Here is a 24,406-nt window from a genome sequence, read left to right on the forward strand (position 1 = left end):
ACATTCAAACTATTTTCTTTATTTTGCAGCAAAATCTAAAAACCAATGAAAAAATCAATTATTGCCTTTGCCGCAATTGCACTTTTAGCATCATGCAGCAAAAAAGAATCTACTGACGGTTTGCACTTAACAGGAAATATTAAAGGATTAAAAAACGGAACTTTATATATCCAAAGAGTTGTTGATACTTCACTTATTGCTATTGACTCTATTAAAATAGACGGAAATTCTTCTTTTGAAAGTAATATTAAATTAGAATCACCAGAAGTGCTATATTTATTCCTTGACCGCGGGGTGACCAATTCATTAGACAATAATATTTTATTCTTTGCTGAACCAGGCGATATGAATATTGACACCAACCTTGACAATTTCATTTACGGAGCTAAAATTACCGGATCTAAAAATCAGGAATTATACGAAGAATACAAAAAAATCAATTCACGCTTTAACGACGAAAATCTTTCTTTGGTTGAATCAAAATTTAATGCAATAAAAAGACAAGACCAAAAAGCAGTTGATAGCATCGATACAAAACAACAGTCGAATATCAAAAGAAGATACTTGTACGCTACCAACTTTGCAATCAATCATAAAGATCACGAAATAGCACCTTATATAGCCTTGGCAGAGATTTATGACATCAATGTAAAGTTTCTTGATACCATTCAAAAATCAATGACTCCAAAAGTAGCACAGTCACTTTATGGTAAAAAACTAACCAAGTTTGTTGCTGAAATAAAAAAAGAAGAACAAAAGTAACATACACAACCCCATAAAAAAAGTCCTGAGAGTTTCTCAGGACTTTTTTTATGGTTTTATATGGACTATTTTATCTAGCTAATAAATAATTAAAAATCATCAATCCAATTGAAATTCCATATAATATAAAAATAAATAAAGTAAAAATTGCAATGAATTTATAATGTGATTTCAAATAACCAAAAGAAACTTTCAAAGCTTCTGAATCATTATTTTTAAACGCTGTCTTAGTTTTTAATGCAAATCTGAATAAATAATAAGTGGGTAAGAAACAAATTGCAGCACCTATAAGATAAAAAGTACTTAATGCAGATCCGTAAGAATCAAACATCTCACCAGTTCCAGGAAGTACTGTTCTTGTTGCTAAAAAAATAGCATCTCCAAATATGCCAAATATTAATAAAACAGTAATAGCTATGAATCCTAAAAAAGACAACAAATAAGCCCATTTTGCTGTTTCTCTTAAAAACTTTTTTATCGTTTGATCGAGCTGCAACTCAAAACTTTCAAAAACTGAAGTTTCTTCCATTTACCTAATATTTTTTCTAGTTTAAAACAAACATAAGGAAATTAATGTTTCAAAAGATAAAAATTAATTTCTCAGGAATATATATCAATCTAATTGGAATTTTAGCTTTTGCCTTAAACAAAAAAACCATCACTAAAAAGTGATGGTTTTACGTTGAGCCGGCGGAGGGACTCGAACCCACGACCTGCTGATTACAAATCAGCTGCTCTAGCCAACTGAGCTACGCTGGCGACTCATTACGGGTGCAAAGATAAAATGGTTTTTTATATTTTCCAAAATAAATTTACAAGTATTTCAAATAAAAAACCACCACTAAAAGTGATGGTTTTTGTTGAGCCGGCGGAGGGACTCGAACCCACGACCTGCTGATTACAAATCAGCTGCTCTAGCCAACTGAGCTACGCTGGCGACTCATTACGGGTGCAAAGATAAGCCTGTTTTTCGTTTTTCCAAATAAAAAATCAAACTTTTTATACTTTTTTTTGCTTACAATTCGTTGATTTTAGCAATCAATTGATTAGCAGTTTCTTCCAATTCAACATTTATTTGTTTGAAGTGTGCTTTTTTGTTTTCAACGTTCTTTGCATTCACTTTTGTTATCAAAGTATCAAAAGCAGCGATAGCCTGGTCGATCAAAGCATTCGTTTCCGGAGTAGGATTTCCTGTTGTAGACATTTCAAATAAGTAAATTGCCTCAATAATATCTCCTAATACGAAATTGATGTCTTTCTTTAAATTCTTAACGTTTGCCATTTTTATTTTAATTTTAATTTGCGACTGCAAAAGTACATATAATCTTTTTATTACGTGCTATGAAATGTATATTTCTAAAATTGAAGCATTTCCATTCAAGATAAATGCATTAATCTCAGCAGGAACCAAAATGGTATCTCCTTTTATATAAGTTTGTTTAAAACCGCTGTATTCAATTTCAAAACTTCCTTCAATACACATGTAAACGGTAAAACTTGCTCCTGATTTAGAAACTTCCAGTTTATTTTCTAAAGGAAGAAAATTGGTGGTAAAATAAGGACAATCAACCACAACGTTTGATGTATTTGTTTTTGTCTCGTATCTCTTCTGTGTATCTACTTTATCATAATTAATAGCATCAAGCGCTAAATCTACGTGAAGTTCTCTCGTATTTCCTTGTGCGTCTTTACGATCAAAATCGTACAAGCGATACGTAATATCAGATGTTTGCTGAATTTCGGCAACAACTAAACCTGCACCAATCGCGTGAACGGTTCCTGTTTCTAAAAAGAAAACATCCCCCGGCTTTGCTTTTACAGTATCTAAAATCGAAACTAAACTTTTATCATTTAAGTGTTTTACATATTCTTCCTTGCTTGAATCTTCTTTAAACCCAACAATAATTCTTGCATCAGCATCAGCTTGCGTTACATACCACATTTCGGTTTTACCGAAAGAATTATGACGCTCTTTTGCTAATTTATCGTTTGGATGAACTTGTATCGAAAGATCTTCTCTTGCATCTAAATATTTAAAAAGCAATGGAAATTGTTTTCCAAAACGTTTGTAAACTTCTGTTCCCAGAATTTCATTTGGTGATTCGTCAATAAGTTCCATCAATGATTTTCCTTTCAACTCACCATTAGCCACAATACTCACGTCTCCTTCTACAGTTGATAACTCCCAGCTTTCGCCAGTTATTTTAGAAGTAATTGGTTTGTTAAGAATAGTTTTTAGTTTTTCTCCTCCCCAGATTCTTTCTTTTAAAATTGGTTCAAATTGTAAAGGGTACATTTTTGGTTCCATAAGTTTTTATTTTTTGGCAAATATTTAATTAATGTTGTGTTCTAATTTTTAATCTATAATACTAATTCTTTGATGGTTTCTAATGCTTTCGGAATATGTTTTGCTGCATTCATATTATCAAAAATATAAATTACAACTCCATTTCTGTCAATAATATAAGTAACTCTTCCCGGCAACAAACCAAATAAATTATTCTTTACTCCAAAAAGCTGTCTTAATCTTTTATCCTGATCAGACAACAAAATGAATGGCAATTCATGTTTTTTGGCAAATTTGTGATGTGATTTTACACTATCACTGCTTATCCCGATTACTTCGGCACCTAAATCTTTAAAATCTTCGTATTGATCTCTAAAGCTGCAAGCCTCAGTAGTACAACCGGGTGTATTATCTTTTGGGTAAAAATAAATCACAAGTGGCTTTCTTCCTAAAACATTTCGGCTTTCAAAAAGTTCTCCGTGACTATCTTTTGCAGTAAAATTCGGAACTATATCTCCTATTTTTAATGACATTTATTATTCTCCTTTATAAGTTACAAAATTGCGGTCCGTTTCATTCAAAACGATTTCTAAGTCAAAATCAGGCTGAATTCTTTTTCTAATTTTATTCCATATCACAACGGCAATATTTTCTGCTGTTGGATTCAAATCCTGAAATTCCGGAACATCCAGATTCAGGTTCTTGTGATCAAACGGAATTTCTACCTCTTCTAGTATAATATCCGCTAATACTTTCACATCTAAAACAAAACCAGTTTCCGGGTCAATTTTTCCTGTAACACTTACTGTTAAACCATAATTATGACCATGAAAATTGGCGTTATTGCATTTTCCAAAAACAGCATCGTTTTTTTCAAATGTCCAATCTTTTCTGTGCAATCGATGTGCAGCATTAAAATGTGCTTTTCTTGATATGGTTACTCTCATTTAGGTTTGGTTGGTATAATTAAATTTTATGGTCTTCTAAAAAATGATAAAATTCATCAAAAATTATTTTAAACCATACAGTATAAATTTCAGGCTTTTGTTCAATATCTGCTTTAATATCTTCAATTTTCATCCATTTCCAATCTTCGACTTCCTCTAAATTGATGGCAGGATCGTCATCATAATAGCCTATCATAACATGATCGAGTTCGTGTTCTGTCAAACCATTATCAAAAGGTGCTTTATAAATAAAATGAAAAAGTTCTTTCAATTCTGCTTTAAAACCCATTTCTTCAAACAATCTTCTGCTTCCGGCTTCTATATTGGTTTCGCCTTCACGCTGATGGCTGCAACAAGTATTCGTCCAGAGCAAAGGAGAATGGTATTTTTGATGCGCACGCTGCTGCAACATGATTTCATTTTTACTATTTAAAATAAAAACCGAAAATGCACGGTGTAAAAGTGCTTTTTCATGCGCTTCTAATTTTGGCATTAAGCCAATTTGTTCATCGTTTTGATTGACTAATATTACGTTTTCTTCTATCATATGTAGTTTTGTACAAACAAAAATACGAAAAAAGAAATGGCTTGAAAATCCTAAAAAAGATTGTGAAAAGTTTAACGAGCTGCCATCCGCGACAAGCATTTCATATTCAAAACTTTAAAAATACTTTTTGATTTAAAATTCCCTTAAAAATAAGTCTAAAAAACTAAACCGATTGCTTTTACGTAAATAAAAAAAAGTTAAAACATACTTAAAAAAAACTCAATTGTAAATTAGCCGACATTTCTAAGCCAACTCTCGTCGTATCTTTGATTTACAATTAAAAGCCTCATAAAACATGAAAACAAGAACTCAATTTTTCAGTCTTTGCTTTTTGCTTCCGCTCTTTATTTTTCAGGCATGCGGGCAATCATCAAAAAAACAAAATACAAAAACAGTTGTGATGGAAAATAAAATCGACAAACCCGGAAATCCATATTATTCAAATACAGATACTACTAAGTTGAATGTAAGCGATGCGGAATGGAAAAAAGTGCTTCCGGAAGATGTTTACGCCGTTATGCGTCAGGCGGATACGGAAAGACCTTTTACAGGAAAATACTGGAACACCGATGAAAAAGGAACTTATTATTGCGCTTCATGCGGAAACCTCCTTTTTAGATCGGGAGCCAAATTTTCAAGTAGCTGCGGCTGGCCGAGCTTTTTTGAACAAGACAACAAAAAAAGTGTAGTCTATAAAAATGATAATTCACTAGGAATGGAAAGAATCGAAGCGCTTTGCGGACGTTGCGGTGGACATTTAGGGCATTTATTTGATGATGGTCCTGCACCAACCGGAAAACGTTATTGCATGAACTCGATCGCGCTTGATTTTATTCCTGATTCTCAAAACAAATAATTCTTAAAATGAAAAATACAATCTTAATTTGCTTTTTTGCATTATCCCTTACCGGATTGGCACAAACAAAAAAAGCTTCAAATCTGGAAACCATCACCGTTGGCGGAGGCTGTTATTGGTGTGTAGAAGCTGTTTACGAAAATTTAAACGGGGTAAAATCTGTAGTTTCGGGATTTTCGGGAGGAAAAGTCGCCAATCCAACTTATGAAGAAGTTTGCACAGGAACAACCGGTCACGCCGAAGTGGTACAAATTACGTATGACAAAAATGTAACAGACCTCAACGAAATTTTCAAAGTATTCTTTACCGTTCACGATCCTACAACTTTAAACAGACAAGGAGCGGATGTTGGAACGCAATATCGTTCGGTGATTTTTTATAAAAATGAAGAGCAAAAAAACGCTGCTCAAAGTATTATCGCCGAGCTGAATAAAGCAAAAGTTTACGATAGCCCAATTGTTACCAAAGTAGAACCTTTTACCAAGTTTTACAAGGCCGAAGATTATCACCAAAATTATTATGCAAACAATAAAAATCAGCCTTATTGTAAAATGGTAATTCAGCCTAAAATAGAAAAATTCGAAAAAGTCTTTAAAGACAAATTAAAAAAGAAGTAAAGCGTAAAAAAAGCGAAATGAATTAAATCATTTCGCTTTTTTTAAAGTCAATTTAAATTAAAATTATTTCGCTACTTTTTTAAATCTCATCATTGGCACATCGCCTTGAATTAGATTTAGTTTCCCATCTTTGTCAATAGAATAACTTGTGATTTTTTTCATCTGCTGCAAAAATTGTGCTTCTCCTCCACCATCACAAAACATCATTGTAGTTGGTCCCGGCTCTCCAAAAGTCAGAGAATTTCCATTTAAAGTAAATGGCGCGCTGTAGCCATTACATCCATTATTACCAAAAACATTTTTTTCTTTCTGATCAAAAGTAATTTGTGGTTTTTTATTTGGATACAATCCCTCAAAAGCAATTCTTGGTCCTGAAATATATTCTAATTCCCAAGTTGTATCATAAATACTGGCAGCGCTTTTGTTTTCTTTTGATGCCATACATGAAGCGAGTAATAAGGTTAAAACCGAAACGATTGCGATGGTGTATTTTTTCATAATGTGTGTTTTTTTTTTGAATTAAATAATTTGTTTTTCCTTGAAGATTAAATCATCCCCTAGCATTCGTTTCTCAATATTCATGCCCGGTTTTCAGTTTTAAACAAAAAAACTTTAACCGTTAAGCTGGCATATTCACATCTCTAAGTTACATGTTTTTCTTAAAAAACAATATCACTTCAAGATCTAAATTCCAGTACGCAATTGTATTTTTTGTAATTTGCATCACATAAAAAACAAATTCATCATCAAAAAATCAAAAAAAATGAAGCGACTGCTCTTACTTTTTGCCTTCTTAATTACAATCAATCAAGTTCAATCTCAGGAAAATTTACCAACCGATTATCTTTCCAAAGAATTTCATAAAGGCAGAAGAGAGGCTTTTAGAGCTTTAATGCCTGCAAATTCTGTAGCAGTAATTTTTTCATATCCTGAAAGAGTTTTTTCAAAAGACGTAAATTACAATTATCATCAAAATCCTGATTTGTTTTATTTAACAGGTTATAAGGAACCGGATGGTGTTTTATTACTTTTTAAAGAAAATCAGGGAAGTGGTGAAAAGTACAACGAAGTTCTTTTTGTGAGAGAAAAAAATGCCAATCGCGAAATGTGGACAGGAAGACGTTTAGGAACCGATGGCGCGAAATCTAAGTTAGGCTTTTCAACAGTTTACAATGGTAAGGATTTTAAAAACTTTGACATTGATTTCAAAAAATTTGATAAAGTTATTTATGATAAAATTCCAACGGATATCGGGAGAGACAAAAGCGGTTTTGATCTTGCTGGTTTGCTCGATTCTTTCAAAACGAAAGCTGGAATTATGACAGAAAATGAAACTTCTCTGGAACTTTTCAGAACAATTACAAATTCACTTAGAGAAATAAAAACACCCGAGGAACTGGTTTTAATGCGTAAAACCGTAAAACTTTCCTGTGTTGCCCACAACGAAGTTATGAAAGCCGTAGGTCCCGATATGAGCGAAAACGAGGCTGACGGAATTCATGCTTACATTCACAAGCACTATGGTGCTGAAGGCGAAGGTTATCCGCCAATTATAGGTGCCGGAGCAAACGGATGTATTTTACATTATGGAGAAAATAACGCCACAAAAATCGACAATCAATTGTTGCTAATGGATGTTGGTTCTGAATATCACGGTTATTCTGCCGACGTTACAAGAACAATTCCGGCAAACGGAAAATTTACCGAAGAGCAAAAAGCCATTTATCAATTGGTTTACGACGCGCAGGAAGAGGTTTTTAAAATCTGCAAAGAAGGAACACCAATTCAGGATTTAAATAAAAAATCGAAAGAAGTTATTGCAGCCGGATTAATTAAACTGGGAATTATTACAGATCCTGCAGATGTAAAAATCTACTATCCGCATGGTTGTTCGCATTTTCTTGGTTTAGATGTTCACGACAAAGGAAATTATATGGGCAGTTTAAAAGAAAATATGATCCTGACGGTTGAACCTGGAATTTATATTCCGGCAAACAGTAAATGCGATAAAAAATGGTGGAATATTGGTGTTCGCATCGAAGATGATATTCTCATCAAAAAAAATTCATACGAAAATCTATCAGCTGAATCTCCAAGAAAATGGGATGAAATTGAAAAATTGGCAGCTCAAAAAAGTACTTTCAATGAAATGAAATTTCCTAAAATATAATTTATTTTTTTTGCCACGAGTTTCACTAATCAGCACTAATTAATTAGTGTATATTCGTGAAATTCGTGGCTATAAAAACCAAAACCTCGTTTCATCTGAAGCGAGGTTTTTTATTCACTTTTAAGACAAGCTTTTAAATCTACAGCTGATTTTTCACGTACTTTGTATTCCTAAAAAATATAAAAAAATGAAAGCACTTACCTTCTCTACTTTTGGAGATTCAGATGTTTTAGAATATATAGAAATTCCAAATCCGGAATTAAAAAGCGATGAAATTTTAGTCGAAATGAAAGCCATCGGATTAAATTTTGCCGATGTTTACAGACGAAAAGGAAATTATCATTTAAAAGGAAATCCGCCTTTTATTGCAGGTTACGAAGGCGCCGGAATTGTAGTTGACGCAAACAATCATCCCGAATATAAAGTTGGCGATCGTGTGGCTTTCGCCGATGTTCCTTTTGCAAATGCAGAATTAGTTGCCGTAAATACCAATCATATTTTGCCTTTGCCTGAAGCCATTTCTTTTGAAACCGCAGCTTCTATTTTGCTTCAGGGTTTAACAGCGCATTATTTAGCAACCGACAGTCACAAAACAGCAAAAGGTGAAACGATTTTAATTCACGCAGTTGCTGGTGGAGTTGGTCAGATCTTAACTCAAATAAGTAAATTTTTAGGCGCCAATGTTATTGGTTTAACCTCATCTTCAGACAAAGCAAAAGTTGCTTTTGAACAAGGCGCAGATCATGTTTTTCTATATAATAATGATTGGAAATCAGATGTTTTAAAGATAATCCCAAATGGAGTTGATGTCGTTTACGATAGTATCGGAAGCACATTACTGGACAGTTTTGAGGTCACAAAAGAATGCGGACAAGTTGTTTTCTTCGGAATGGCGGGCGGCGATCCTGCGCCTGTAGATCCGAGAATGTTAATGGACGGCTCAAAAACCCTAACCGGAGGTGATTTATGGAGTTATTTAAATTCGAAAGAAGAAAGAATCAAAAGAGCCAATCAATTATTTCAATGGATTATAGAAGGAAAGATAACGCTTTCAACACCAACATCTTTCAAATTATCAGAAGGAAAACTGGCGCATGATTATCTTGAAAGCAGAAAAAGTACAGGAAAAATAATTTTGATTCCGTAATTAATAATCTGGGGTAAAAAAACTTTTTATTTTTTTGTCATTTCTGACGAAGGAGAAATCTCCGCAAGTAACTCAACAAGAAAAACAATCTTTGTAGACTTCTTGCGAAAATTTTTCCTTAGAAATGACAAGATTGCGCACATATTTATGTAGTCCCTACCGGACATTTCCTCTCTTCAAACGTTTTTCCTACCAATATGTAACTCCTAACGGAGTAATTTACAGATTGTACTTTTAGAAAATGCTATCAAAATAATATCTCGTAGAGATTACATATTGGTAGAAAAAATAATTTTACAATTTCCATATTTGTCCCATAGGGACTACACAAAATTGATTCTTTATAACGAATCACAATTGATTAACCTCAATCTTCGTCAACTCAGACAAGGCTAAAATTCTGCCTACATCATTTTTATTTGCTACAAAAAACAAATAATTATCTCCATGTGTATCATAAGTCATTAATTCCAAATCTAATTTCTCTAGTGCCGATTGAATATAAGGAAACAAATTATGACTAAAAGTTTCCTCCGGATAGGCAAAATTAAGATCATGGCCAATCATTTCTGAAATGAAATACTCAGCATCTTCGGGATCAAATTTCCAATCGCTGTTCCAGCAGTCCACACTATCAAAAAGCCCCCAATGTGCTTCAACCGTCTCATAATAATTTTCCGGTCCTTTTTTAAAATTCTTTAAAAGCTTCTTCGATTGTTTTTTAACCAATTTATCGTCTGCATTTCCTCTTGAAACCAGATTAATAAATTCTTCAAAAGTTTCAACTGTAACTTCTTCATCTTCTATTAAATTTTCTGTTGAAGGAAGCTCGACACTTTCAGGAATTTCGATATTTATATATTGGCAAATTGCCTGTAGTACTTTTTCAAATTCTTTAAAACCTATCTCCTGAACATCATTTTGAGGATTCTTTATATCAATAAATTGAGCATTACGAATTCCTTTTACATAATCCATAAAAAAGTCACTTGTGTATAGAATCCTGAAATCATTAGTTTCTAAACTATTTGTACAGCAAAAAAAGATAATAAAATTATGAAAAATATGTTTCAGATCTTTTTTGATTCTGGCTGGCGGCTCAGAATAAAACTGAATATGTATATAATCATATTCAAGTCCTTTTTCAATTTCCTCCTGAGAAAGTGCTCCAATATCTATTTTTTGATACAGTTCATTTAAAAGTCCATACGCATCTTTCAAACCACTTTTTTCAAATTCATTTTTAGCTTGCTCGTAATTAAATGCACTTGGAAAAGTAAATAAATTGGTCACAACAGTATGGTGAACACCTTTCATTTTAAATTCAATTTGATCATTTACGTTATACAAATACGAGTAAATGGCATTAAGAACATCAAAGGAAACAATTGATTTTGGATCGTTATTTCTACCAAACAAATTAGAAAAGAAATTTTTCATAGGCTTATATTATCTTAGTGTTTCGGCAATCATTAAAGCACATTTTTCGCCATCGATAGCAGCAGATATAATTCCGCCTGCATAACCAGCGCCTTCTCCGCAGGGATATAAACCTTTTATCTGCAAGTGCTCATACGTTAAAGGATCTCTGGGAATTCTAACCGGCGATGAGGTTCTACTCTCTGGAGCGTGCAAAATGGCTTCGTTGGTTAAATAACCACGCATTGATTTTCCAAATTCCTTAAAACCTTCGCGTAAAATCTGCGATAAAAATCCGGGGAAAACCTGTCCCATTTCTACCGAAGTTGTTCCTGGAACATAAGATGTTTTTGGAATATCTGCTGAAACTTTATTTTGGGTAAAATCGACCATTCGCTGTGCAGGAACTTTTTGAGTTTCTCCAGCCAAATGCCACGCTTTTTGCTCTATACTTTTTTGAAATTCCATTCCGGCCAAAGCACCAAATTTTGCAAAAGGTTTAAAATCTTCCAATTTCAACTCAATTACAATTCCTGAATTTGCCGTAACCTGATCGCGTTTTGATGGCGACCAGCCGTTTGTAACCACTTCACCAGGACTTGTAGCACAAGGCGCAATCACTCCACCCGGACACATACAGAAAGAATACATTCCTCGTCCATTTACCTGCTTTACGATTGAATACGGCGCCGGAGGCAAATGTTCCCCACGATAATCGCAGCTATATTGAATACTATCTATTAATTGTTGCGAATGTTCTGCACGAACTCCTAATGCAAAAGGTTTTGCCTCGATTAGGATTTTCTTTTTATCTAATAATTCAAAAACATCTCGCGCTGAATGTCCTGTTGCTAAGATTAATTTATTGGCAAGAATTTTATCTCCGTTTTGAGTAACGATTCCTTCAACCTCATTGTTTTTTACTAAAATATCGGTTACTCGGGTATCAAACAAAACCTGACCGCCAAATTCGATTATCTTGTTTCGGATGTCTTCGATAATTTTGGGTAATTTATTTGTTCCGATGTGTGGATGGGCTTCTACCAAAATATCTTCAGAAGCTCCAAAAGCTACTAAAAGCTCTAAAATTCGGGTAACATCTCCACGTTTTTTAGAACGTGTATATAATTTTCCGTCAGAATAGGTTCCTGCTCCGCCTTCGCCAAAACAATAATTCGAATCTTCGTTTACCAAATGATCTACGTTGATTGCTTTTAAGTCACGTCGGCGTCCGCGAACATCTTTTCCGCGTTCGATTACAATTGGCTTTAAGCCTAATTCTATCAATTGCAAAGCTGCGAAAAGTCCGGCTGGACCAGCACCCACAACAATCACTTCCTGAGCCGATGAAACGTTCTTATATATAGGTAGCTCAATTTTGGTTTCCTGAAAAGGTTCGCCTTTTAAATATATAGTAACTTTCAAATTGATTTTTATCGCTTTTTGGCGCGCATCAATTGAACGTTTTAAAATGGCAATATGCTGAATTTCCTGTGGAGAAACTTTTATTTGTTTAGACAAATAGTCTTTAAGCAGCGATTCGTTTGCTGCAATATCGGGAGAAACTTGTAATAGAAGTTCTTTTGGCATGTTGTATGTGTTCTGAAATCTTATGGAAATAATTTATAAATGTCTTCTCGTTTTGCAAATCGGGCAAGTTCTACCACTTCACCATCGAAAAAAAATCCCAATCTATATTTTCCAATCCTAATTCTGTAAGCTTCTGTATGACCTTTCAGTTTTTTGACATTAGATAGAAGATTTAAATTTTGGGTTTCTTTTAGCAAAACAATAACCTCAAATAAATTATTCTTTAAAGTTTCATCATTAATTTTTAGTAAATCTTTAGAAAATTGTTTTAAATATTCAACTTTCATTTACCTAATATTTTGAAGATTTCCTCTTCGCTAACTTTATCGTTTCTGTCTACTTCCTGCATTAACATCATCAAACCAAGATCTTCTTTTTCTTCCTCTGACAGATTATTAAATTGATTTGACTGCATATTTTTCACGTACATTTGTACTGCATTTTCAATTAATCCTTTAACGCTTGTCTTTTCAAAAATTGAAATCACCTTTAATTTAGTTAATGTTTTTTCGTCGATATCTATTAACTTTCTCATTTGAAATAATTTTAAGCAAAAATATACCATATATACGATATATACAATTTAAAATACAACGAATATCTTCACACAACTTTGTACCTTTGCAACTCTGAACCTTTGCACCTTTAAAAAAAATGTCTAGAAAAATAAAATTAATTTGGGATTTTCGTGGTCCGGCTTCGGCAAAAACTGCCGAACACCATGAAATTCATTTGAAAGAGTATATCACCATAGAAAAACTTCCGCTAAATATTACGGGGTTTAAAATCATAAACGAAATGCAGGCCATTGCTTTTATGGTGGTTACCGATGAAAATATGATTCAGGTAAGAGATGCTTTGAAACCGCATCGTGGGGAAGTTTATGAGTAGTTTTCAGTTTTCAGTCGCAGTTTTCAGTTACTTTGACTTTATATTATTAGTCTCAGTTTACAAACTGTAAACTGAGACTGTAAAACTTTAATTAGCTACCTCGCTAATAAACTTAATTCTCATCAGTCTTAATTCATCAATATCATAATCGCCATCGAATTCTTTAAGAGCATCTTCGATTTTGTCTGATTCTGATTCCATGAAATAATCGTGAATTTCTTCTTGCTGATCGTCATCAAGTAAATCATCAACCCAATATTTAATATTTAATTTAGTACCCGCATAAACGATTTGCTCCATCTCTTTAATCAAAGCATCCATCGTAAGTCCTTTGGCAGAAGCAATATCATTTAAAGATAATTTTCTGTCAATGTTTTGAATAATATATAATTTATTGGCAGAATTTACTCCTGTAGATTTTACAACTAAATCGTCTGGACGAATAATATCATTATCTTCAACATAACGATTAATTAAGGTAACAAAATCGCCACCGTATTTCTTGGCTTTTCCTTCACCAACACCGTGAATGTTGTACAATTCTGTTAAAGAAATAGGATATTTTAAAGCCATATCTTCAAGAGAAGGATCCTGAAAAACAACAAACGGAGGAACTCCCAGTTTTTTGGCTACTTTTTTACGTAGTTCGCGTAACATTCCCATTAAAACTTCATCGGCGGTACCGGATGATTTTGATGCTGTTACAATTGCTTCATCTTCAGACTCATTATATTCATGATCTTCAGACATCATAAACGAAACCGGATTTTTAATATAATCTAATCCTTCCTGAGTAATTTTTATGATTCCGTACGTTTCAATATCTTTTGACAGATAACCTGTAACTAAAACTTGTCGAAGTAAAGCCATCCAGTATTTTTCGTCATGACTTGAGCCTGAACCAAAAAATGGCTGTATATCTGTTTTATGTGCTTTAATTACGGCATTGATACGGCCTATTAAAGTAAAGACAATTTCTTTTGATTTGTAAATGTGTTTGGTATCGCGAACAATTTCCAGCAATTTAACAACCTGTTCTTTAGCTTCAATTTTATTTTTGGGATTACGAACATTGTCATCCATATCGGCACCTTCTCCGTTTTCGCTGTCAAATTCTTCACCAAAATAATGCAATAAGAATTTTCGGCGTGACATTGAGGTTTCGGCGTAAGCCACAACTTCCTGCAAAAGCGCAAAACCAATTTCTTGTTCTGCAACCGGTTTCCCTGACATGAATTTCTCCAGTTTTTCTACATCTTTATAAGAATAATAAGCCAAACAATGTCCTTCTCCGCCATCACGACCGGCACGACCGGTTTCCTGATAATAACTTTCGAGTGATTTTGGAATATCATGATGAATTACAAAACGAACGTCTGGTTTATCAATTCCCATTCCGAAAGCAATTGTTGCAACCACAACATCTACATCTTCCATCAAAAACATATCCTGATGTTTGGCTCTGGTTTTGGCATCTAAACCTGCGTGATACGGTACGGCACTAATTCCGTTAACCTGTAAAACTTCGGCAATTGACTCTACCTTCTTACGGCTAAGACAATAAATAATTCCTGATTTTCCTTTGTGTTGTTTGATAAATCGAATAATATCCGATTCTATATTTTTGGTTTTTGTACGAACTTCGTAGTATAAATTTGGTCTGTTAAACGATGCTTTAAAAGTACTTGCATCAGACATATCCAAGTTTTTAAGAATATCTTCCTGAACTTTTGGGGTTGCAGTTGCGGTAAGTCCTATAATAGGAACCTGTCCCAATTGTTTAATAATATTTTTCAGGTTTCTGTACTCCGGCCTAAAATCATGACCCCATTCTGAAATACAATGCGCTTCATCAATAGCAACAAATGAAATAGGCACGCTTTGTAAAAAAGCCACATATTCTTCTTTTGTTAAAGACTCGGGCGCGACATATAAAAGCTTTGTCAAACCAGATGTAATATCTTTTTTAACTTGTGCAATTTCTGTTTTGGTAAGAGAGGAATTTAAAACATGCGCAATTCCGTTTTCTGAAGAAAGGCTTCTGATGGCATCAACCTGATTTTTCATCAAAGCAATTAAAGGAGAAACAACAATTGCCGTTCCGTCCTGAATTAAAGCGGGTAATTGATAACAAAGAGACTTTCCACCGCCAGTTGGCATAATTACAAAAGTATTCTTTTTACCTAAGATACTCGTAATGACTTGCTCCTGCAAGCCTTTAAATTGGCTAAAGCCGAAATACTTCTTTAATTCCTTGTGTATTTCAATTTCGTTTGAATTCATTCTTTATATTAATGGATATTTTGTATAAATTTGCAACACATAAAGATACAACTTTCTTTTATACATACAAATTTTAAATATTCTGTTTTGATCACAAAAGAAAATATATTGGCGATCGCCAAAAAAACAATACTCTCTGAAAGTGAAGCAATTACAAATCTAATTGATTTTCTTGACGAAAATTTCTTCGAAGCAACCCAACGCATTTACGAAACAAAAGGCAGATTGATCGTTACAGGTATAGGAAAAAGCGCCATTATCGCACAAAAAATGGTCGCTACTTTTAACTCAACCGGAACGCCTTCTATGTTCCTTCACGCCTCAGAAGCTATTCATGGCGATTTGGGTATGATTCAGAAAGAAGATATCATTATTTGCATTTCAAAAAGTGGAAACAGCCCGGAGATTAAAGTTTTGGTTCCGTTATTGAAACGTTTTGGAAATATCTTAATTGCCATTACAGGAAACATAACTTCATCATTGGCCAAAGGCTCTGATTATGTTTTAAACACAACAGTAGACATGGAGGCATGCCCAATAAATCTGGCGCCAACAAACAGTACAACTGCACAACTTGTTATGGGTGATGCTCTTGCGGTTTGTTTAATGGAAATGCGTGATTTTAAACCTGAAGATTTTGCAGTTTATCACCCAGGCGGAGCTTTAGGAAAAAAATTACTGCTTCGCGTAAAAGACATGATCGAGCACTCATTAAAACCAATGGTAACACCGGATACTTCAGTTAAAAAAGTTATTTTTGAGATCTCTGAAAAACGATTAGGAGTTACAGCAGTAATCGAAAATGATAAAATAATAGGAATTATTACCGATGGAGACATCCGAAGAATGCTAAATGACGTAGATACTATTGCAGATTTGACTGCAAAGGATATTATGTCAAAAAACCCTAAATTAGTATCATCTGAAACTATGGCTATTGACGCCTTAAATATTTTAGAAGATTTTTCAATAACGCAGCTAATCGTTGCTGATAATGGCGAGTACAAAGGAGTATTACATTTACATGACATTTTAAAAGAAGGAATCGTATAATGGCAAAAAAGAACCTTGGCGAGATGTCATTTTTAGACCATCTTGAGGAATTAAGATGGCTTTTAGTAAGAAGTACAATTGCTATTATGATAATGGCATTTATTACTTATTTCATCAGTGATTATTTATTTGATGAAATCATTTTAGGTCCAACGAGACCCACATTTTTCACCTACGTATGGTTTTGCGACTTATCACATCAGTTAGGTTTTGCTGACAGCATTTGTATTACTAAATTGAATTTCATTATTCAGAATACCGAAATGGAAGGACAGGTAAACATTTTTGTCTGGATGTGTATCCTGGCTGGTTTTATTCTGAGTTTTCCTTATATTTTATATGAACTTTGGAAATTTATTAGTCCGGCTTTGTATGAAAAAGAAAGAAAAAATGCCAAAATATTCATCTTCACTTCTTCATTACTTTTCTTTTGCGGTGTTATATTTGGATATTATATTGTAATTCCGATGTCGGTAAATTTCGTTGCTACCTTCTCTATTAGTGAAATGGTAGTCAATCAATTTACGATAGAATCGTATATGGGAATGGTAAAAACCAGTATTCTTGCCAGCGGATTGTTTTTTGAATTGCCTATTATCATTTATTTCCTAACTAAACTGGGACTTGTAACTCCTGAATTTTTAAGAAAATATTGGAAATATGCAGTAATCCTTATTTTAATTATTGCGGCAATTGTAACACCTCCGGATGTAGTGAGCCAGACTATTGTGGCTATCCCAATGTTAATTATATACGAAATAAGTATCCTGATTTCAAGGATTGTTTATAAAAATAAATTGAAAGAAAATGTCTGATATCATACAAGAATTTAACGACTATCGTTCTAAAATGAACGAAAAATTATTAGCTGACAATAACAAAATTGTAAAGCGAATATTTAACCTTGACACTAACGCATATGCACCAGGTGCTCTTGATGTAAAAACAAAAGAGCTTTTAGGATTGGTTGCTTCGGCAGTTTTACGTTGTGATGATTGTGTAAAATATCACTTGGAAACAAGCCATAAAGAAGGTGTTACAAAAGAAGAAATGATGGAAGCTATGGGAATCGCAACTTTGGTTGGAGGAACAATTGTAATTCCGCATTTAAGAAGAGCATACGAATTTTGGGAAGCTTTGGAAGAAGAAGCTGCAAATTAGAAAATGGGTCAATTGGATAATTAGATAATTGCTTAAATTGTAATTATCTGATTGTGAAAGCGCAATATTTTGTTAATTCATTTATCTGATTGATTATTTTACTTTTAATTTGTTTCTTCTTATAAATTTTAAAATTGAACTGAGTTAGTTTTTCAATTATCTCATTTTCAAATTATCTAATTATCTAATTAAAATAATGAAGCTAAGAGCCGATAATTTAATCAAAACCTATAAAGGACGCAGTGTTGTAAAAGGAATTTCTGTTGAAGTAAATCAGGGAGAAATCGTTGGACTTTTGGGTCCGAATGGTGCAGGAAAAACAACTTCTTTTTATATGATTGTGGGATTGGTAAAACCAAATCAGGGAAATATTTACCTTGATGATTTGAATATTACTGATTATCCAATGTACAAACGTGCTCAACAAGGAATTGGTTATCTGGCACAGGAAGCTTCTGTTTTTAGGAAGTTAAGTATTGAAGATAACATTCTGAGCGTTTTACAATTGACTAAACTTTCTAAAGAAGAGCAAGTTGCCAAAATGGAAAGTTTGATTGAAGAATTCAGCTTAGAACACATTCGCACAAACCGAGGTGATTTACTTTCGGGAGGAGAACGTCGTCGTACCGAAATTGCGCGCGCCCTGGCAACAGATCCAAAATTTATTTTACTGGATGAGCCTTTCGCCGGAGTTGACCCTGTTGCGGTTGAAGATATCCAGAGAATTGTAGCGCAGTTGAAAAATAAAAATATCGGAATTTTAATTACCGATCACAACGTTCAGGAAACTTTAGCCATTACCGATAAAACATACCTAATGTTTGAAGGTGGAATTTTGAAAGCCGGAGTTCCGGAAGAACTTGTTGAAGATGAAATGGTTCGCCGTGTTTATTTGGGACAAAACTTCGAATTACGTAAGAAAAAATTAGAGTTTTAAATAAGTAATCAGTCGCAGTTTTCAGTCCACAGTGAGCACTGAGAACTGTGACTTCGACTGAAAACTAAAAAATATGAATTCAGAAGAACCAACTCAGGAAGACTACGAAAATTGGCATAAAGACCCAAACAATTGGTATTTAGGATGCTTTTATTACAATCCGAAAGATAAACGATTACTTCCGCCAAAAAGAATTCAATGGATGGGCTACACTGTAAATTTTGCTAATCCTTATTCTGTTTTAATTTTAATAGCAGTATTGTCTTTAATTCCAATTGCTCTTTTATCAAAGTAAGAGTTAAAACTGACACTGAAAACCTACTCCACTGTAATAAACTGCAATTGCTGTAAATCACCGTTGTAGATATTTACATCAACCCGATGCTCAATTCCTGGCAAAGAAGCTTTTTCTGTAAATTGCCAAAAAAGCCAATCGTCTTCAATTTTTTCTCTGTAGAAATTGTAGTTGGCTATCCAGAATAAATATTCACTGAATTCTTCTTTTAGAAAATCGCTGTAATAACGTTCTCCCGTATAAATTATCGGGCGAACCTGATAATGTGTTTCCACTTTAGTTAACCATCTTTTTAAACCCTTTTTCAAACTATCTAAAGATTGATTCTTTGGTAATTTTTCGATATCTAAAACGGGCGGTAAATCACCTTTTTGCAATTTTACGGTTTTGATAAAAAGATTCGCCTGCTCTATAGAATTTTCATTGGGGCGATAGTAATGATAAGCGCCACGCATGATTTTATTTTCTTTGGCTCCATCCCAATTTTTCTTAAATTGCCTGTCTACTCTATCGTTTCCGGCAGTTGCACGAATAAAAACAAAACTTACCGGGTATTTTTCTTCTAAAATTTCAACTTCTTCCCAATCCACTTTTCCCTGAAATTCAGATACGTCAATACCAATCACTTTTCCTTTGTGATTTTCTAAGACCTGAATATTTCTAACGTCAGAAAGGTGTTTGTCTACCTCATCTTCTTCTAAAACTTTCCCTGATTTAAAACCAAGATAAAAAGCCAATCCCGCACGATAATGATAAATCGTACCTAAAAAAATCAGCACTAAGCAAGAATAAAAAATAAAGCGAATGGCGCTGCCAAAAACAGATCTTTTAGGTTTTGCTTTAGAATAAGAATTTCTTCGTGTAGTGGTTTTTCTTGCCATTCAAATAACCTACTTTTTCAAAAACATATTATTCACTACCGATAACAACACGTAAAAAATGATGATTAACGGAATTGCGATATATTGAAGCACTACTACCAAAGCTAATGAAACTAATAAAAACACGATTTGAAGTGCATTATCTTTCAAATTGAACTTTTTAACTTTTAATGCAAACAACGGGATTTCTGCATTTAAAATATAAGCGCTGCATAAAGTGATTACCAACAAAACCCATTGATTCGTTAAAATCTCCAACATCAGCAATGAATCTGAGAATTTTAAAACCAAAGGCAGACTTAAAATAAAAAGTGCATTTGCCGGAGTTGGTAAACCAATAAACGAATCAGTTTGACGGGTATCTATATTGAAATTTGCCAATCGATAACAAGATCCCAATGTTACAATAAATCCTAAAAAAGGAATTGCTGGATTTGTTCCTAATTCGTGTGCACTGTTGGTGAACAAACTGTACATTACATAACCCGGAGCAACTCCGCTGGTTACCATATCTGCCAAAGAATCTAACTGTAATCCAAGCGGACTTGAAACTTTAAATAATCGGGCAAAAAAACCATCAAAAAAATCAAAAAAGATCCCTAAACAAACCATGTAAAAAGCCATTTCGTAATTGGCTTCTGAAATGAAAACAACTGCGATACAACCACAAAAAAGGTTAATTAATGTAATTAGGTTTGGAATGTGTTTTTTGATATTCATGTTTTATAAAATTTGATTATGGTTAGCGCAAATTTAGCATAATAAGTGTATGAAAAAGGTGTTTTTGCAAGAGTTTTTTATTTCAAACTCTCCGTTTTGCAATATTTATGAAAAGGAAGAAATTAGATGAGTAAAATATTATATTTTTGATGAAAATTAAAACAGACTTCGGTTTGCAAAAAAAAATCCGTTGAAGAAACTTTTTGGGCTTTTATTATTTTGGAGTTTTACACAATATGCACAAACTATTCGAAAATATTCGAACGAGTTTATGAACATTGGTGTTGACGCCGCAGCATTAGGAATGTCGAGTGCTGTAGTTGCTTCTACAGAAGATGTAAATTCAGTTTATTGGAATCCGGCAGGTTTGACACATCTTGAAGATCATCAGATTTCCTTAATGCATGCCAATTACTTTGCAAACATTGCACAATATGATTATATAGGATATGCAAGCCCGATTGATGAGAGAAGTGCCTGGGGAATTTCGATGATTCGTTTTGGTGTTGATGACATCATGGACACAACCGAATTGATCGACAGTCAGGGAAATATTGATTACAACCGAATTAGCTTGTTTTCGACCGCCGATTATGGTTTTACTTTTTCGTACGCAAGAAAATTGCCTGTTGAAGGTTTTCAATATGGTGTAAATGCAAAAATAATTCGACGTGTTATTGGAAAATTTGCCAATTCATGGGGATTTGGTTTTGATTTTGGTTTACAGTTTGAGAAAAATGACTGGAAATTTGGTTTAATGCTTCGTGATATTACAACGACTTATAATGTTTGGAATATTGATGAAGAAGAATACGAAAAAATTGCCAATGCAATTCCGGGAGAAAATACTGAACTACCCGAAAGTACTGAAATTACCTTACCAAAAGCACAATTAGGGGTTTCAAAAAAGATAGAATTTCATAACGATTACAGTCTTTTGGTTGCTACAAATTTGAATATGCGTTTTGAACAAACAAACGATATTATCTCATCAAAAGTAGTGAGCATTGATCCGGCTGTAGGTTTTGAATTTGGATATACTGAACTTGTTTTTTTAAGAGCGGGAGCGGGAAATTTCCAAAATGTTACGCAATTGGATAATACTGAAAAAATAAATTTTCAACCCAACATTGGTTTGGGATTTAAATATAAAGGCATTCAGGTTGATTATGCCCTGACTGATTTAGGAAACCAAAGTACTGCTTTGTATTCGAATATTTTTTCTTTGAAAGTAGATTTAGGTATCTTTAGATAATAATTAAAAACCATCACACTTCTTAAAATTTTTAATCATGAAAAAAGTCAATTTTAAAACACTTTTTAATTTATTAGTATTACTAAGTTTCAGTATTGGTTTTAGCCAAAGTGTACCTTTATCAAAAGATGCTAAAGTTAGCGTTCTTACTTGTGGTTTAGGAAATGAAACCTATTCCTATTTCGGACATACGGCGATTAGGGTTTCTGATCCGGCAAATAATCTTGATATTGTTTATAATTATGGCGCTTTTGATTTTAGGACTCCAAATTTCGTTGCAAAATTCACCAAGGGAGATTTACAGTACTTTGTAATCACACACTCTTTCTCTGAATTTATAGAGGAATATAACATTGAAAAAAGAAGTGTTTTTGAGCAGGAATTACTTATTTCACAGGGTTTAAAACAAAAGCTTTTTGATAAATTAAACGCCACTTTACTTTCTGAAGATCGCTATTACACTTATAAATTTATTGATAAAAATTGTACTTCGATGGTGGTAGATATTATCAATAACACTTTGAATGAAAATGTAATTGTAAAAAAAGGCGACACGGACATTACTTACAGATCTATTTTATATCCTTATTTTGATGGTCATTTTTACGAAAAATTAGGCACAAGCATTATTTTCGGAACAAAAGTAGACCAATTAGGAACGAGAATATTTTTGCCATTTGAATTAAAAAATAGTTTAGAAAAGGTAAGCTTTCAAAATAAACCTTTGGCTGCCAAAAGCAAAACACTTCTTTTTTTCGAAAAAGAAACGCCGACTTCATGGTGGAACAATATTTATTCTTACCTCATCATTTTGGCTTTTGTAGTTTTAGCGCACAACAAAATTGTAGACAAAATTTATCTTTTGCTTTTATCCTTAATGGGAATCTTTTTTGTTTGTGTTGGTTTCTATTCTTTCCACCTGGAATTATCGATGAACTACAATGTACTTTTATTTAGCCCATTTTTGCTTATTTTGATTTTTCTCTCCATTGCAAAAAACAAAAAATGGACGTATCGATTTGCCGTTTTACATTTGATGTTCTTAGTAATCTACAGCATCTTTATGATCAATAAAGCGCATTTTATAATTGTATTACCAATGATAATTACAAGTGGTTTTGTTTTGGTAAGAGTAGCAATACGAAACAAAAAACGTATTCCTATCATCATCTGATTATTGTCCGCGATAAAAGACAATTGTTGTAATTGTCTTGAAGGTGATGCTTAAATCCAGAAATATACTTCGGTGTTTGATGTAATATAAATCATATTGAAGCTTGATCAAACTCTCTTCTATTGATTCCCCATAAGAGTAATTTACCTGTGCCCAACCTGTGAGTCCCGGTTTTATAACATGCCTTGTTTCGTAAAACGGCATTATCTGCGCAATTTCAGCAACAAAAAACGGACGTTCGGGTCTTGGTCCAATTACTGCCATATCGCCTCTTAAAACATTAAAAAACTGCGGCAATTCGTCAATTCTCGATTTACGCATAAACTTACCAAATGGTGTAATACGTTTATCTGAAGCTGTTGCAAAAACGGCTCCGTTTGCTTCAGAGTTTTCGACCATGGTTCTAAATTTGTAGATTTTAAAAACATCACCATTCTTTCCTACTCGCTCTTGTGTGTAAAATAACTTTCCTTTGTTTCCCAAAAGATTGGCAAAAGATATAAATGGTATCAAAACCATGCATATCAACAATCCTACGGACGAGAAAAAGAACTCAAGTACTCGCACCAGCAACAGATATAATTTATTATTGTTGCTACGACTAAAAGGAAAAAAACGGTAAAAATCTCTGGCAATATACTGAACCGGAATACGTTGTGTTTTACTTTCGTATACTTGCGTATACTCGCGAATTATATTTCCTGATTGCAGCAAATGGAGTAATTGCTGGTATAAATCGGCTGTAATTCCGTCTGTTTTTTGAGAAGCAATTACAATTTCAGCAACATTATGTCTGATTACAAAATCTTCCAGGTTTTCCTTTTTAATTTGTTTTACATAATGAAAATCTAAATCTTTTTCATAAACAGAATCTGAATTTACAAAACCAATTATTTTATAATGCGGATCAACATTTTCTAGTCCTAACACCAATTCTTCAACCTGATTCTGATCACATATTAAAACGACATTTTGAACAAAGCGGTGAGAAGCCAGAAAAAAAACATATATATATCTCCACGATAATAAGGCAAACAAAACAGCAAAATAAAATATTACAATTGCAATTCTGTTTTTGGGTAATTCCGGAGATAAAACAGGAGTTAACAGATAAACTGATACAGTAGTTGTAGTTGTAAAAACAGTACTTTTAAGAATTTGAAACTGATTACTTGCAACTTGCAGGTTATACATCTCGAAAATGGAGCCGAAGATGTATATATAAGATATTAGTACAATCTCCCTATAATAATTTACAATCGAAAATTGAAAATATTGGAAATTGAAAAGCAGATTTAAGAGGTATAGCGTGAGCAGGACAAAAAAAGCATCGAAAGCATGTAGCAACACTTTTCTTTCCGATATCTCGAAATGAATTTTATTTTTTGTAAACATTGGTTTATTTGGTTTTGGT

At 33.4% G+C, this 24,406-nt stretch carries 28 protein-coding genes and 2 tRNA genes; 13 read left to right on the forward strand and 17 right to left on the reverse strand.

All coding sequences use genetic code 11. The features are described from left to right. Positions 1-45: 45 nt before the first annotated feature. A complete protein-coding gene (locus tag SD960_RS03770) occupies positions 46-762 on the forward strand; it encodes a DUF4369 domain-containing protein (RefSeq protein WP_042565967.1) in 717 nt (238 codons plus the stop codon). A gap of 70 nt (positions 763-832) precedes the next feature. Here SD960_RS03770 and SD960_RS03775 read toward each other — a convergent pair whose 3' ends face one another. From SD960_RS03775 to idi, 8 genes are all read right to left on the reverse strand, one after another. Continuing rightward, on the reverse strand, positions 833-1,291 hold the full coding sequence (locus tag SD960_RS03775) for a hypothetical protein (protein WP_318801028.1): 459 nt from the start codon (positions 1,289-1,291) through the stop codon (positions 833-835). A gap of 156 nt (positions 1,292-1,447) precedes the next feature. Next, positions 1,448-1,521 (reverse strand) — tRNA-Thr (locus SD960_RS03780). Positions 1,522-1,625: 104 nt separating this feature from the next. After that, a tRNA-Thr gene (locus tag SD960_RS03785) sits at positions 1,626-1,699 on the reverse strand. 78 nt (positions 1,700-1,777) lie between these two features. Then, the gene (locus tag SD960_RS03790) at positions 1,778-2,044 is read right to left on the reverse strand and encodes a hypothetical protein (protein WP_026982865.1); all 267 of its coding nucleotides are present in this window, start codon (positions 2,042-2,044) and stop codon (positions 1,778-1,780) included. A 57-nt stretch (positions 2,045-2,101) separates the two neighbouring features. Beyond that, on the reverse strand, positions 2,102-3,070 hold the full coding sequence (locus SD960_RS03795) for a type I phosphomannose isomerase catalytic subunit (protein ID WP_318801029.1): 969 nt from the start codon (positions 3,068-3,070) through the stop codon (positions 2,102-2,104). A 53-nt stretch (positions 3,071-3,123) separates the two neighbouring features. After that, positions 3,124-3,582 (reverse strand): peroxiredoxin, encoded by a 459-nt coding sequence (locus tag SD960_RS03800; RefSeq protein WP_042565963.1) that lies wholly within the window; start codon positions 3,580-3,582, stop codon positions 3,124-3,126. Between the two features lie 3 nt (positions 3,583-3,585). Continuing rightward, a complete protein-coding gene (locus tag SD960_RS03805; protein ID WP_042565962.1) occupies positions 3,586-3,996 on the reverse strand; it encodes a 6-carboxytetrahydropterin synthase in 411 nt (136 codons plus the stop codon). Between the two features lie 19 nt (positions 3,997-4,015). Next, the gene (idi, locus tag SD960_RS03810) at positions 4,016-4,543 is read right to left on the reverse strand and encodes an isopentenyl-diphosphate Delta-isomerase (protein WP_318801030.1); all 528 of its coding nucleotides are present in this window, start codon (positions 4,541-4,543) and stop codon (positions 4,016-4,018) included. Between the two features lie 295 nt (positions 4,544-4,838). On the opposite strand from idi, the gene msrB reads away from it, so the two are divergent. Both msrB and msrA read left to right on the forward strand, forming a co-directional pair. After that, positions 4,839-5,399: a peptide-methionine (R)-S-oxide reductase MsrB gene (gene msrB, locus SD960_RS03815; RefSeq protein WP_318801031.1), complete on the forward strand. Its 561-nt coding sequence runs from the start codon at positions 4,839-4,841 to the stop codon at positions 5,397-5,399. Between the two features lie 8 nt (positions 5,400-5,407). Further along, on the forward strand, positions 5,408-6,016 hold the full coding sequence (msrA, locus tag SD960_RS03820; protein WP_318801032.1) for a peptide-methionine (S)-S-oxide reductase MsrA: 609 nt from the start codon (positions 5,408-5,410) through the stop codon (positions 6,014-6,016). A gap of 63 nt (positions 6,017-6,079) precedes the next feature. Here the strand turns inward: msrA and SD960_RS03825 are convergent, their stop codons facing one another. Then, complete coding sequence (locus SD960_RS03825) at positions 6,080-6,514, reverse strand: META domain-containing protein (RefSeq protein ID WP_318801033.1); 435 nt, start codon at positions 6,512-6,514, stop codon at positions 6,080-6,082. A gap of 265 nt (positions 6,515-6,779) precedes the next feature. Between SD960_RS03825 and SD960_RS03830 the strand changes: the two genes are divergently transcribed. Both SD960_RS03830 and SD960_RS03835 read left to right on the forward strand, forming a co-directional pair. Beyond that, on the forward strand, positions 6,780-8,186 hold the full coding sequence (locus SD960_RS03830) for an aminopeptidase P N-terminal domain-containing protein (protein WP_318801034.1): 1,407 nt from the start codon (positions 6,780-6,782) through the stop codon (positions 8,184-8,186). 187 nt (positions 8,187-8,373) lie between these two features. Next, the gene (locus tag SD960_RS03835; protein ID WP_318801035.1) at positions 8,374-9,333 is read left to right on the forward strand and encodes a quinone oxidoreductase; all 960 of its coding nucleotides are present in this window, start codon (positions 8,374-8,376) and stop codon (positions 9,331-9,333) included. A 351-nt stretch (positions 9,334-9,684) separates the two neighbouring features. Here the strand turns inward: SD960_RS03835 and SD960_RS03840 are convergent, their stop codons facing one another. From SD960_RS03840 to SD960_RS03855, 4 genes are read right to left on the reverse strand one after another with little or no spacing between them, the layout of a single operon-like run. Beyond that, complete coding sequence (locus SD960_RS03840) at positions 9,685-10,773, reverse strand: hypothetical protein (protein WP_318801036.1); 1,089 nt, start codon at positions 10,771-10,773, stop codon at positions 9,685-9,687. Positions 10,774-10,782: 9 nt separating this feature from the next. Then, positions 10,783-12,342, reverse strand: coding sequence for an NAD(P)/FAD-dependent oxidoreductase (locus SD960_RS03845; protein ID WP_318801037.1), 1,560 nt, complete (start codon positions 12,340-12,342; stop codon positions 10,783-10,785). Positions 12,343-12,362: 20 nt separating this feature from the next. Further along, on the reverse strand, positions 12,363-12,629 hold the full coding sequence (locus tag SD960_RS03850; RefSeq protein WP_318801038.1) for a type II toxin-antitoxin system RelE family toxin: 267 nt from the start codon (positions 12,627-12,629) through the stop codon (positions 12,363-12,365). Continuing rightward, positions 12,626-12,877, reverse strand: a complete 252-nt coding sequence (locus SD960_RS03855; protein WP_042565954.1) for a hypothetical protein — start codon at positions 12,875-12,877, stop codon at positions 12,626-12,628. The genes SD960_RS03850 and SD960_RS03855 overlap by 4 nt, the downstream gene beginning before the upstream one ends. Positions 12,878-12,996: 119 nt before the next feature. Here SD960_RS03855 and SD960_RS03860 point away from each other — a divergent pair, with 119 nt between their 5' ends. Further along, a complete protein-coding gene (locus SD960_RS03860) occupies positions 12,997-13,233 on the forward strand; it encodes a hypothetical protein (RefSeq protein ID WP_318801039.1) in 237 nt (78 codons plus the stop codon). A gap of 87 nt (positions 13,234-13,320) precedes the next feature. Here the strand turns inward: SD960_RS03860 and recQ are convergent, their stop codons facing one another. Further along, on the reverse strand, positions 13,321-15,516 hold the full coding sequence (gene recQ / locus SD960_RS03865; protein ID WP_318801040.1) for a DNA helicase RecQ: 2,196 nt from the start codon (positions 15,514-15,516) through the stop codon (positions 13,321-13,323). A gap of 87 nt (positions 15,517-15,603) precedes the next feature. Between recQ and SD960_RS03870 the strand changes: the two genes are divergently transcribed. The 5 genes from SD960_RS03870 to SD960_RS03890 all read left to right on the forward strand — a co-directional run bounded on the left by SD960_RS03870 (position 15,604) and on the right by SD960_RS03890 (position 18,962). Then, positions 15,604-16,569 carry a KpsF/GutQ family sugar-phosphate isomerase gene (locus SD960_RS03870; RefSeq protein WP_318801041.1) on the forward strand — a complete coding sequence of 322 codons (966 nt, stop codon included), beginning with the start codon at positions 15,604-15,606 and terminating at the stop codon, positions 16,567-16,569. Beyond that, positions 16,569-17,384 (forward strand): twin-arginine translocase subunit TatC, encoded by an 816-nt coding sequence (gene tatC, locus SD960_RS03875; protein WP_318801042.1) that lies wholly within the window; start codon positions 16,569-16,571, stop codon positions 17,382-17,384. Before SD960_RS03870 ends, tatC begins: the two co-directional genes overlap by 1 nt. Next, positions 17,377-17,730: a carboxymuconolactone decarboxylase family protein gene (locus SD960_RS03880; RefSeq protein ID WP_007803834.1), complete on the forward strand. Its 354-nt coding sequence runs from the start codon at positions 17,377-17,379 to the stop codon at positions 17,728-17,730. The genes tatC and SD960_RS03880 overlap by 8 nt, the downstream gene beginning before the upstream one ends. Before the next feature lie 196 nt (positions 17,731-17,926). Continuing rightward, positions 17,927-18,667, forward strand: coding sequence for an LPS export ABC transporter ATP-binding protein (lptB, locus tag SD960_RS03885; protein ID WP_095952286.1), 741 nt, complete (start codon positions 17,927-17,929; stop codon positions 18,665-18,667). Between the two features lie 73 nt (positions 18,668-18,740). Further along, positions 18,741-18,962, forward strand: coding sequence for a DUF5808 domain-containing protein (locus tag SD960_RS03890; RefSeq protein ID WP_318801043.1), 222 nt, complete (start codon positions 18,741-18,743; stop codon positions 18,960-18,962). A gap of 23 nt (positions 18,963-18,985) precedes the next feature. Here SD960_RS03890 and SD960_RS03895 read toward each other — a convergent pair whose 3' ends face one another. Together SD960_RS03895 and SD960_RS03900 are read right to left on the reverse strand one after the other, a co-directional pair. After that, positions 18,986-19,843 (reverse strand): glycoside hydrolase family 25 protein, encoded by an 858-nt coding sequence (locus SD960_RS03895; protein ID WP_318801044.1) that lies wholly within the window; start codon positions 19,841-19,843, stop codon positions 18,986-18,988. Positions 19,844-19,852: 9 nt separating this feature from the next. Next, a complete protein-coding gene (locus tag SD960_RS03900; RefSeq protein WP_318801045.1) occupies positions 19,853-20,563 on the reverse strand; it encodes a CDP-alcohol phosphatidyltransferase family protein in 711 nt (236 codons plus the stop codon). Between the two features lie 271 nt (positions 20,564-20,834). Here SD960_RS03900 and SD960_RS03905 point away from each other — a divergent pair, with 271 nt between their 5' ends. Further along, positions 20,835-21,818 carry a PorV/PorQ family protein gene (locus SD960_RS03905; RefSeq protein WP_073396711.1) on the forward strand — a complete coding sequence of 328 codons (984 nt, stop codon included), beginning with the start codon at positions 20,835-20,837 and terminating at the stop codon, positions 21,816-21,818. A 37-nt stretch (positions 21,819-21,855) separates the two neighbouring features. Beyond that, positions 21,856-22,992 carry a DUF4105 domain-containing protein gene (locus tag SD960_RS03910; protein ID WP_318801046.1) on the forward strand — a complete coding sequence of 379 codons (1,137 nt, stop codon included), beginning with the start codon at positions 21,856-21,858 and terminating at the stop codon, positions 22,990-22,992. Here SD960_RS03910 and SD960_RS03915 read toward each other — a convergent pair whose 3' ends face one another. Next, complete coding sequence (locus SD960_RS03915) at positions 22,993-24,387, reverse strand: exopolysaccharide biosynthesis polyprenyl glycosylphosphotransferase (RefSeq protein ID WP_318801047.1); 1,395 nt, start codon at positions 24,385-24,387, stop codon at positions 22,993-22,995. It abuts the gene before it with no gap. Positions 24,388-24,406: the final 19 nt, after the last annotated feature.

The organism is Flavobacterium sp. MMLR14_040 (assembly GCF_033657265.1).
In the GTDB taxonomy this organism is placed as follows: domain Bacteria; phylum Bacteroidota; class Bacteroidia; order Flavobacteriales; family Flavobacteriaceae; genus Flavobacterium.